The sequence below is a fragment of the Caldicoprobacter sp. genome (assembly GCF_047459465.1).
Taxonomy (GTDB): Bacteria; Bacillota; Clostridia; order Caldicoprobacterales; family Caldicoprobacteraceae; genus Caldicoprobacter.
In genome coordinates, this window is the sequence record NZ_VSCO01000065.1 from 1 (window position 1) to 9,837 (window position 9,837).

Sequence of the window (9,837 nt, forward strand, 5' to 3'; positions counted from 1 at the left end):
AAAGTGACATGTCGAAAACTATAGGAAGAGATTTAACAGAAGGAAGCATCGTAACGCACCTTATAGCCTTTTCATCCCCCCTGCTTCTTGGCAACGTTTTTCAGGCGCTTTACAACACGGTAGACAGCATATGGGTAGGTCAGTTTTTGGGACCAGAAGCCCTGGGTGCGGTATCGGTAAGCTTTCCCATCACTTTCGTATTGATATCCATGGTCATGGGCATCACCATGGCCACCTCTGTCCTGGTATCGCAGTATGCAGGAGCCAAAGATACAGACATGATTTCAAAAACCATAAACAACTCGTTTTTTCTCTTAGGTATAGCCGCCGTTGTATTCACGGGCTTAGGGCTCATTTTCAGCCGTAAAGTGCTAATATTTTTGAATACCCCCAAGGATATTCTGGGCTATGCAGTGGAATATTTGAATATATACCTTTTGGGCTTGGTGTTCACATTCGGCTATAACGTGATAAGCTCGGTACTAAACGGCCTGGGAGATTCCAAAACGCCGGTCAAATTTCTAATTATCGCCACAATAACTAATATCATACTGGATCCCTTGCTCATCTTCGGGTTTGGCTTCTTCCCCAAAATGGGCATCGCCGGAGCTGCTCTGGCCACCATATTGTCGCAGGCGCTGTCATTCTTTTTGGCGTTCAGATTTCTCATCAAAAGCAACCACCTTATCAAGCCCGACTTTAGGAATTTTAAACTAGATCGGGAGCTGGTATGGAAGCTTATCAAAATAGGGCTACCTGCTGGCATGCAGCAAATAGTGGTGTCCATGGGATTGACCATGATGACGGGCATAATAAATTTGTTTGGCTCTAATGCGGTAGCAGCCTTTGGCGCCACCTCCAGGTTAGATCAGTTTGCCCATATGCCAGCCATGTCCCTTGGGCTGGCCACATCGGCCCTTACGGGCCAAAACCTGGGGGCTCAAAAGCACGAAAGGGTTAAAGAGGTATTCAAATGGGGCAACATATTGGCAGCCAGCATCACTGCTGTAATCGTCATATTGATCATGGCCTTCCCCAGAGCCATTCTGCATACCTTCACCAGCGCCCCCCACGTACTAGACATAGGCAGCAGGTACTTGAGAATTGTGGGGATCTCCTACATCCCCTTCTCCCTAATGTTCGTCACCAATGGCATATTGAGGGGTGCAGGCGATACGCTGCCCACCATGATCTTCTCAATTGTATCCTTGTGGCTTATAAGGATTCCGTTAGCCCGCTATCTATCAACATTCGAAGCCTTTGGGGTGGATGGCATATGGATGGCCATAACCATAAGCTCCATAATCTCCATGACCATGAGCATCGCTTACTATCTATCCGGCAGATGGAGAAACAAAAAGCTGATCACAAAGAGCGTTCAGTGATCGGCTACCTGCTTCTACATTATATCCCTGTCGGTAATCTCCTTGACCTCTCCCGTGCTATTGACCATCACCAGTATACGCTGGGTGTCGTACATAGCTGATTTAGTGGAAAAAAGCTTATAGGTGCCCCACCCCACCACGCATAGCACTATAATAAGAGAAGTGATAAATACACGCCTCTGCATAATTGCTACGCCTCTTCTTTCAAAAATCATACAATAATATTTTATCATAAATATTTTACCGTACGAAGAAAGCCATTGTACCCCTTAATTGCATCCCTATCCCTGTTTCCCCCCTCTTCGTGATTTATCATCCCTGTACAAAATTTCTGCCCATTCTTTGGATAAGATTGATATTTGAATTTCAAATTTAGTGGTATATAATATATGAAACTAAGAATAAACTTGTTAAGTGAAAAGGAGGTGGGCTACAGTATGACGGTAGAGCGGGAAGTAAAGCTTGAAAAGCTCACCCAGGTATGTGATTTTGTCAACTTGGCTTCCAAATACAACTGCGATGTAAAGGTAAAGAGTAATAACCACATAGTAGATGGCAAGAGCATACTGGGCATACTAACCCTCTCCCTTTGGAAACCGGTTACGGTGTGGGCCTCGGGAGAGGATGCTGAAGAATTTATTGCTCAGTTGAAGCCATTTCAATCTCAGTGAAAAAGGTATCCCTTCAGAACGAAAGATAAAGAGGGATACCTTTTCATTCAGCTTGATGCGCTACTACTTTGCGCAATCCGCCCATTTCTCTTTTGAGCACATCAAGATAAAATCCAACTTGGCCCAGTCGTCTCTAAATTAAGCAGCCTAATTTCCCAATATCCAATAGAGATGCGTTACAGGAGCAAAATATCAATCACCTTAAAACCCCAGGGACGACAGCTGCGCCGTACCTTATTCCTCTATAAGAAAAGCGTAATATCCTCGCATGGCTTCATATATGTCCGCCTTGCTGGTAACCTCCCAGGGTGCGTGCATGCTGAGAACCGGGACCCCGCAATCTATCACATCCATTCCGTATTCGGCCAGTATGTATGCAATGGTTCCTCCGCCGCCCTGATCCACCTTGCCCAGTTCGGCAGTTTGCCATGTAATGCCGTGCTTATCCATAATGGCACGGAGATAGGCCATGTATTCAGCATTAGCGTCATTGCTGCCTGACTTGCCCCGCGTTCCGGTGTATTTATTAAACGTAACGCCCTTCCCTAAATAGGCCGCATTCTTCTTTTCCATGACCGACGGATAATTGGGATCAAAAGCTGCGCTGACGTCGCAGGATAGCATCTTGGAATTAGCCAGAGCACGCCGCAGCTTAAGCTCGCTATAATCCCCCATCAGGTTCATGATTTCGACCAGGGTGTTTTCAAAAAATCTCGATGTCATACCCGTTGCTCCTACACTGCCTATCTCCTCTTTATCCACCATCAATGCTATGCAAGTCTTTTCAGGGTTCTCCACCCTCATGAGAGCCTCAAAGGAAGTATAGGCACATACGCGATCATCCTGTCCATAGGCAATGACCATGCTTCGATCCAAGCCATAATCCCTTGCACTGCCCGCTGGCACAACCTCCAGCTCTGCCGACACGAAATCCTCCTCGTCTATCCCATATCTCTCATTAAGCAGGCGCAATATGTTCTTCTTTACCCGTTCCGACTCGTCTTTGTTATCGGACTTCAGTGGTATACTACCAATACATACATTGAGGTCCTCTCCTTCTATTCCTTTAGCGAGCTTTTTCTCCATCTGATCGGCAGCCAAATGGATTAGAAGGTCAGAAATTCCGACCACCGGGTCGTCATCCTTCTCGCCAATCACCACATCGATGACTGTACCGTCCTTCTTAACCACCACCCCGTGTATAGCCAAGGGTATGGCAACCCATTGATATTTCTTTATACCCCCATAATAATGGGTCTCAAGCATGGCCAAACCAGAATCCTCATATAGCGGATTCTGCTTTAGATCCAGGCGGGGCGAATCTATATGAGCTCCCAGGATCTTCATACCCTTTTCCAGCGGCTGCTTACCAATAACAAACAAGGCCAGCATCTTGCCCATGTTGTTGGCATATAGCTTATCGCCGGGCTTTAGCTTCTCCCCTCGCGCCATGATCTCCTCAAGGTTCCGGTAGCCATGGTTTTCGGCCAGCGCTATAAACTCCTTTACGCATTCCCTTTCGGTTTTGCACTTTGACATAAAAGCTTTATAGCCTTCACAAAAGGAAAATACTCTCTCCAGCTCTTGATCGCTGTACTTATCCCAGGCATATTTGTATACCTTTACCAAATCCAAACTTCCCTTTTCATTGGTAGCCATCCTAAAACTCATCTCCTTCTTTTTTTTTAAAGTTTACAATATTTATAATGGCTGTAGCTATAATTGCCGTCAAGCAGTTTATGCTCTACAGCTAGCCATGGGGTGGCTGGCAAATTTACCAAATGCTTCTTTCAATATTTTATCATCTCTATAAAAATAATTCATCTATATGCAATAAAATTTACTAAAATAAACAATAAGGGAAAAACCCCAAAAATTTACTCAAAACAAGGCAAATTCTCAAACCAACCCCAGCAAGCGAACCGTCTGGGCCACCACAAAACACAGGACAATGCCGGTAATGGTAGGAACCACAAACGAGAGCAGCGTCCATTTCCGGCTGCCGGTTTCCTTGTAAATGGTGAGCAACGTAGTGCCGCAGGGGAAATGGTTGAGGGAAAACAACATAGTGCACAGGGCAGTCAACCAAGTCCAACCATGTTGCATCAGTATCTGCCGTAAAGCGCTTAAGCTGTCGAGTTCCACCAACGTTCCAGTTGACATATAGCCCATGAGCACTATGGGCATCACTATCTCGTTGGCTGGCAGCCCCAATAAGAAAGCCATTAATATATACCCATCCAGCCCTAGCATACGGGCAAACGGGTCAAGGAAGCCTGCAAGATGTCCCAACAGGCTATTCCCCCCTATGCTTACATTGGCCATAACCCATATGACAAGTCCGGCAGGGGCAGCCACCGTAACAGCACGGCCTAATATAAATAGCGTACGGTCAATCAACGAACGCACCAAAATCCTGCATACCTGTGGCCTCCTGTAGGGCGGAAGTTCCAATATAAATGAGGAAGGTAGCCCCTTTAAAAGGGTCCGTGACAATATCCTGGAAACCAAGAGCGTAATAATTACTGCTAGCGTGATCATGGCCATAACCGCAAAGGTAGCTGTTATCGTCTGAAACCTTCCCAATCCTCCAGCAATAAATATAGTAGCTAAAGCGATCAGCGTAGGAAACCTTCCATTGCACGGAACATAGTTGTTTGTGATTATTGCGATAAGCCTTTCCCTGGGAGAATCAATTATTCGGCAAGCCACAACGCCGGCTGCATTACAGCCAAATCCCATACACATGGTCAGGGCCTGTTTGCCGTGAGCACACGCCTTCTTGAAGAAATTATCCAGGTTAAAGGCAACTCTTGGAAGATACCCCAGGTCCTCCAACAGGGTAAACATGGGAAAAAATATGGCCATAGGGGGCAACATCACTGACACAACCCACGACAGCGTACGATACGCTCCATCTATCAATATGCCGCGCAACCATGCAGGCGCATTAAAAGCCACAAAAAGCTGCTCAAGCTTTTGTCCCAGATGAAAAAATACCTTGGCCAATACCTGTGAGGGATAATTTGCCCCCTCAATGGTGATCCAAAATATGAGCCCCAAAAGCGCCAGCATGGCTGGTATTCCCCATATCTTTGACGTAAGTATATCATCTATTTTGGAATCTATGCTGTCGATGGCACTTGCTTTGCTATGTACCACCCGACTACTTACCTCTTCGGCTTTGCGTATCAATGTAGATACTAACTCATCTCTGAGCTGTTCAATGGTTATACCCTGGTCCATAAGCATATCCCGCGTTTTGTGTAGCCCCTCTTTAAGGCTGGTTGAAGCAAAGAGATCAACCCCCAGGTAGCGTTTAAAAGCCTCTACAATAATCTGGTCCCCTTCAAGGAGGCGCAGTGACAGCCATCGGCTGCTTATGTTGCGGCCCAAGTCATCCATTAAACGGCCTATTTGTGGCTCAATCATACTCACAGCGTGTTCTATCGCCCCATGGTACTTCAGCCTGATGGGATTGAGACTAAATCTGCCGCAAGCAACGCCCCACACCGCTTCCTTCAGTGCATCCAATCCCTGCCCTTTAAGCGCGCTAGTACCCACCACCGGCACGCCTAGGATGTCTGAAAGCCCCTTTAAGTCCACTTGAATACCTTTTCTGTTGGCCTCATCCATCAAATTTACGCATACCACTACCTTGGGCGTCATCTCCAGGATCTGAAATACTAGATTCAGGTTTCTCTCCATGCAGGTGGCGTCCACCACCACAAGCGTCACATGGGGCTCACCAAAGCATATAAAATCCCGTGCCACCTCCTCTTCCGGCGAATTGGCCATTAGCGAATAAGTACCCGGCAAGTCCACCAAAACGAAATTCTTTCCATTATAAGCAAAACGTCCACAGGCGTTGGTAACCGTCTTCCCAGGCCAATTACCTGTATGCTGGTTTAACCCTGTCAAGCTGTTAAAAATAGTGCTCTTCCCCGTATTGGGGTTGCCGGCCAAAGCAACTACGATATCGGACGATTGTATCTGCACTTGAGGCATCCGACGTATTGTAGCCAGTCTGGTGGACTGTCCTATCAGTTTCACACAAGCCACCTCCTGGTTATAAAGCCAATCTCTCAACTAAAATTTGGGAAGCCTCTTCGCAGCGGAGTGCAATCATAGCTCCTCTTATCTCATACAAAGTGGGATCACCTGACAGGCTCTTGCGTATAGCTTTAATTTCTGTACCAAGGATAAGTCCTAGGTCCATAAGCCTCCTCCGCAAAGCCCCCTGGGCATTTATCTGTTTCACCTTTGATGCGTAACCAATGGGGAGGAGATTCAATGGCATAAGCTCCATTCACAGCCCTCCCAAGACATATTGGAATTTGCAGCAAAAATTTCTCTTTGAGCTAATGTATGCCCCAACTGTACCATGTGTGCCCGTCTTGCTCCTTAAAATTTATAAAAATCCAAAAAAATATGTTGACAAGCCGTAGAGTTATAATTAAAATTGTAATTATTACAAAGTTAAAATTATTGTAAAACTAAAGATTGCAAAAGCGACTTCAATATGGGAACATAAAATGACAGAAAGGTAATTTGCTACATTTGGGTATCAATCAATGTAAAAAGTGTATCGAAACAATATTTGAACAAAAAACAGGGACAACCTAACATGTGCTCAAAAACTTGGTCACAACCATGAAAGGGTGAGGGAAAAAGATGTATAATACCGTCAATCAGCTTAAAGAATATCTCATCAATTACGATATAAAGCCATCCACCATAAGGCTTAAGATACTGGAATATCTGCTCAATAACCCCATACATCCAACAGCGGATGATATCTATAAAAGCTTGCTGGACCAGATACCCACTATCTCCAAAACCAGCGTCTACAACACCATGGACTTGTTTGCGGACAAAGGAGTTGTAAAGGTTATATCCCTCGACGGAAAGGTGGCTCGCTATGATATAAACACTTGCCTCCACGGCCATTTTAAATGCCGCGTATGCGAGCGAGTATTTGATTTTCCCTTTTCCTCTAAGATCCCGACGCCAAAGGAATTAAATGGGTTTGTCATCAATGAAATTGATATAAATTTTTATGGCGTATGCCAAAATTGTAAAAAAATAAAGGAAGGAAGATTTAGTCATCGCTGACGAACTGGGCAGAGCCTCAAATCAGCTGGGAATGATTCATCCCGAAAAAGGTACCAACACGGTGCGAGCAGTATTCATAGTGGATGACAAGGGCATTATCCGGCTGATCATGTAACGAGATATCGCGAGCTCTCAAGGCTCTGCAAATAGCTGATAAATATGACGTGGCACTGCCGGAGAAATGGCCCAACAACTACTTAATCAAGGACCACGTAATAGTTCCAAAGACGAAGCCAGCGTCAATAAAAGAAAAGATAAAAAATGCAGAAGCCTAAATCCCGCTTCCTGTAAGCATATTGCACCACTTACACCGCAGCCTGCATTGCCAATTCACGGTGGGGTATAGCTTAAAGTTCAGCTGAAAAAGAGAACCTTATTTCAAAAGCTCCAAGTGCTTTCTTATATTATCCGATATATACTTGTAGTGCTCGGCCTCATGCTGGTTCAATACGTTGTAGATCTCCCGTCGTTTCTCATCCAGCAAGACCCCGTAAGATATGTGCAGCAGCTGCTTTACTTTTGGATTTTGAAGCGTATTGGGGTCATCCAGATCCAGTCCTTCATGGAAGTCTTGCCTGTAGATGGAAATTTTATACGCCTTTTTGCTCTCCTCTAGGTTATCCAGGGCAATACTATAAAGCTCTTTAAAAAGCTGCCTGTCCTTTTGGTGTATCACATTTAAAGCTTGCAACCAGCTGGTACCCGACGTTTTTATGTGGAAATTATGCTGTGTTGCCTCATTGAAAATCCTGTATATGCTGAACTTATCGCTACCCGAGTGAAGGCTCAACCTATAACCTCCGAGCATTCTTGCAACAGCGCAGTGCTTATTGAGCTCCACCGTAAATCTTTGCATATCCCCCCTGTAATCCACCGCCTTCTCAAAATAGCCAGGGAATTTTGGAGCCAGACTCCAAAAATCTATCCCCTTCCTATGCAGATACTCGGCCACAAATATATGGTCCTCCACCGTGGTATCCCGATCCCCTTCGTCAATAGAAACCTCCAGATCGAAAGCCTTAAGCCTTCCCTTAAGCAAACCATGAACCCTTTCGACAAAGTTCATTGCTCTTTCATAAATAATGGCAGACCTATACAGTTGTTCCTCCTTTACCGTGTACACTCCACCTTCGAAAGAAATTGTTTTACCGCTAAAATCCTTCACTATATCCTTGCTATGCTGCGAAATGTGGTCCACCTTGTCCGGAGAGATATCCTCTGCCGTTCCCAACATATCACTTACATCCAGGGTATACATGGTATAGCCAGCATCTGCAGCTTCCAGTAAGTATTTCTCATCCTTAATATGGTCAGCATCTGCACCAAACCCGCCAGTGTAACCAGCTTCCAATACGCCCAAAACGGCCTTTAAAAGAACATCCCTGAAATCCCTATGGGTCTTCTCAAGCTCCCTGGGCGATTGCTGTGCCAACACAGGAAACATGTCATAGCCTTTGAAGGCGTCCAAATGCGCAGCAGTAGCCAAACCCAGCCTGTCTCCGGTACCAAAGGACGCCTTGTCCTTGCATGGCACTGGCGCAATGCCAAATTCGCCCTTCAATACGAGATAATTTTCAAAACTTAACGGATATAGGTTGAAAGAAAGAGAAGTGCCTTCTATTTTGATGCCTTCGGCAAAAAACGGATCCCTAAATCCCAGGACATTCCTCTTGCTCAAGATGCCTATTTTTTTGTCAACATCACCCTTGACCACAAAGACATAGATGTCCTGGCCCAAATTGCGCACTGAATTGAGATATAAGACAAATGAATGTCGCGAAAGTATGCTCGAGAGTTGAGTTAATACTTCCTTATCCATCATCCCCATCTTCCCTTTCTATGGAATTAAGATTTTCTAAGTTAAGCCTTTAATTGCCCCCAAACGCGAATACACCAATCACCAGACAATAAATATTTTACCATATATTTTACCATAATGCACCTTTTAAATTACAAAATTGGGGGATCACAGTTCAAGATGAAGGCTTGGCCAAAAAATTTGTAGCCGGTATAGAAACCGGCCACAGCTTAATACGCTCATTCGTCCAAAGGTTCAAACATGTCCTTTCCAACGCCACACTCAGGACATACCCAGTCATCTGGCAGATCCTCAAAAGCAGTGCCTGGTGCAATCCCTCCATCCGGATCCCCCACTGCAGGATCATAAATATAACCGCACACCGTGCATTGATATTTTTTCACAGCACTTCCTCCTTCCATTTTGGGTGGTAAATCACGCTTTTCCAGCAATTACCCCCCATACAAACTCAGAAATTTTACAACAAAATATTTACCCTCAGTTTAGCTATTAAAACAACAATTTCATCTTTATTCTTTTATTCTCCCCAGCCACTACTCATAATAATACCAGCTATTTCTTTTTTGTTCTTTCTCTATAAGCTAATGGTTCCCTATATGTGGAATAAACCCGTTTAATATACACCTGTTGCCAAGCCCTTTGACTCCAATTCTTTGTAGAAATCATACTTGTTATATATTTGCACTTTATTAGAATTGTCAAATTCTAGCTTACTGTATGCGAAGAATAAACCTACTTTAGATGTGTTTACATATTCCGTGAAATATATACCCTCGTCTGTTACGCCGACAACTGAAATGATAGTATTATCGTTTTCGTATACTTTGGCCTTTTGACTGCCATCCAA

Annotated in this window: 10 protein-coding genes and 1 pseudogene; 4 read left to right on the forward strand and 7 right to left on the reverse strand. The window is 44.7% G+C overall.

Going from position 1 to position 9,837, the window contains the following annotated elements; all coding sequences use genetic code 11:
- Positions 1–1,385: MATE family efflux transporter (locus tag FWJ59_RS05610; protein WP_414480997.1), on the forward strand; the 1,385-nt coding region annotated here is incomplete at its 5' end.
- Between the two features lie 14 nt (positions 1,386–1,399).
- Here the strand turns inward: FWJ59_RS05610 and FWJ59_RS05615 are convergent.
- Positions 1,400–1,570: a hypothetical protein gene (locus FWJ59_RS05615; protein WP_414480998.1), complete on the reverse strand. Its 171-nt coding sequence runs from the start codon at positions 1,568–1,570 to the stop codon at positions 1,400–1,402.
- Between the two features lie 252 nt (positions 1,571–1,822).
- Here FWJ59_RS05615 and FWJ59_RS05620 point away from each other — a divergent pair, with 252 nt between their 5' ends.
- A complete protein-coding gene (locus FWJ59_RS05620; RefSeq protein ID WP_414480999.1) occupies positions 1,823–2,056 on the forward strand; it encodes an HPr family phosphocarrier protein in 234 nt (77 codons plus the stop codon).
- Between the two features lie 234 nt (positions 2,057–2,290).
- Here the strand turns inward: FWJ59_RS05620 and FWJ59_RS05625 are convergent, their stop codons facing one another.
- From FWJ59_RS05625 to FWJ59_RS05635, 3 genes are all read right to left on the reverse strand, one after another.
- Positions 2,291–3,715, reverse strand: a complete 1,425-nt coding sequence (locus tag FWJ59_RS05625) for an aminopeptidase (protein WP_414481000.1) — start codon at positions 3,713–3,715, stop codon at positions 2,291–2,293.
- A 240-nt stretch (positions 3,716–3,955) separates the two neighbouring features.
- The gene (feoB, locus tag FWJ59_RS05630) at positions 3,956–6,109 is read right to left on the reverse strand and encodes a ferrous iron transport protein B (protein WP_414481001.1); all 2,154 of its coding nucleotides are present in this window, start codon (positions 6,107–6,109) and stop codon (positions 3,956–3,958) included.
- Positions 6,110–6,125: 16 nt separating this feature from the next.
- Complete coding sequence (locus FWJ59_RS05635) at positions 6,126–6,365, reverse strand: FeoA family protein (RefSeq protein ID WP_414481002.1); 240 nt, start codon at positions 6,363–6,365, stop codon at positions 6,126–6,128.
- A gap of 365 nt (positions 6,366–6,730) precedes the next feature.
- Between FWJ59_RS05635 and FWJ59_RS05640 the strand changes: the two genes are divergently transcribed.
- Together FWJ59_RS05640 and FWJ59_RS05645 are read left to right on the forward strand one after the other, a co-directional pair.
- Positions 6,731–7,171 carry a Fur family transcriptional regulator gene (locus FWJ59_RS05640; RefSeq protein WP_414481003.1) on the forward strand — a complete coding sequence of 147 codons (441 nt, stop codon included), beginning with the start codon at positions 6,731–6,733 and terminating at the stop codon, positions 7,169–7,171.
- Positions 7,161–7,446, forward strand: a pseudogene (locus FWJ59_RS05645) (peroxiredoxin); the annotation flags it as partial. The gene FWJ59_RS05640 and the pseudogene FWJ59_RS05645, both read left to right, overlap by 11 nt.
- 98 nt (positions 7,447–7,544) lie before the next feature.
- On the opposite strand, the gene FWJ59_RS05650 reads toward FWJ59_RS05645, so the two are convergent.
- The 3 genes from FWJ59_RS05650 to FWJ59_RS05660 all read right to left on the reverse strand — a co-directional run.
- A complete protein-coding gene (locus tag FWJ59_RS05650; protein WP_414481004.1) occupies positions 7,545–8,990 on the reverse strand; it encodes a tagaturonate epimerase family protein in 1,446 nt (481 codons plus the stop codon).
- A gap of 218 nt (positions 8,991–9,208) precedes the next feature.
- Complete coding sequence (gene rd, locus FWJ59_RS05655; protein WP_414481005.1) at positions 9,209–9,373, reverse strand: rubredoxin; 165 nt, start codon at positions 9,371–9,373, stop codon at positions 9,209–9,211.
- Between the two features lie 230 nt (positions 9,374–9,603).
- The coding region (locus FWJ59_RS05660) for a hypothetical protein (protein WP_414481006.1) at positions 9,604–9,837 on the reverse strand (234 nt) is incomplete at its 5' end.